The organism is Pseudaeromonas pectinilytica, from assembly GCF_054780855.1.
The window spans coordinates 1-590 of record NZ_BAAGVN010000153.1 but is presented as its reverse complement, the minus strand read 5'-3'; the positions used below and the strand labels follow the sequence as shown (position 1 = coordinate 590).

At 49.7% G+C, this 590-nt stretch carries 2 protein-coding genes; one reads left to right on the top strand and one right to left on the bottom strand.

The window, feature by feature from the left end:
* On the bottom strand, window positions 1-307 hold a 307-nt coding region (locus ACYVG7_RS09935), incomplete at its 3' end, for a helix-turn-helix domain-containing protein (RefSeq protein WP_460882977.1).
* Window positions 308-363: 56 nt separating this feature from the next.
* On the opposite strand from ACYVG7_RS09935, the gene tnpA reads away from it, so the two are divergent.
* A partial coding sequence (gene tnpA, locus ACYVG7_RS09930) for an IS200/IS605 family transposase (protein ID WP_460882976.1) occupies window positions 364-590 on the top strand: 227 nt, incomplete at its 3' end.

Here is a 590-nt window from a genome sequence, read left to right as displayed (position 1 = left end):
GAGCCTTGGCGGCGAGTTTTTTATCAAAACAACGCATCCACGCGCCGTGCAAATCCTTGAGTTTCTGCTGGAGGTTGTCGGTGTATGCCTCGGCCAGAAAGGCCATTTCTGGATCTTTCTTCCAACGGGTGAGCATCCGAGATAAATCGAAATATGATGGCAGCTTGTCGCCGGAATCCAGAATGCGCTTTGTCTCTACAAGCCCGTGATTCCAGACATAACGAGCACAGCCGCCCAACTGGCGCAGGCGTTGCGCTTGTTGCTCGGTCGGTTCGAGTCGGAATTTGTAGGCTTTCAGAATTTGCATTCAACACTCAGTGTGTAGCAATATTTCTCCGTCATTACACCGAGCTGAGTCATTAAATGCAAGTCATAAACATCAACAAATCCCGCTATGCAGCTTATCTTCTCCATGTTCACTTGGTGTTTGTGACCAAGTATCGAAAAAAGATATTGGGCGATTTACACCTTGCTGCGTTCAATCAGTGCGCCGCCGAGGTTTGTCGTGACTTTGGCGCAGAGCTGAAAGAGTGTGACGGAGAAGCAGACCACGTTCACATGCTGATAGAGTACGGGCCGACCGTGCAGTT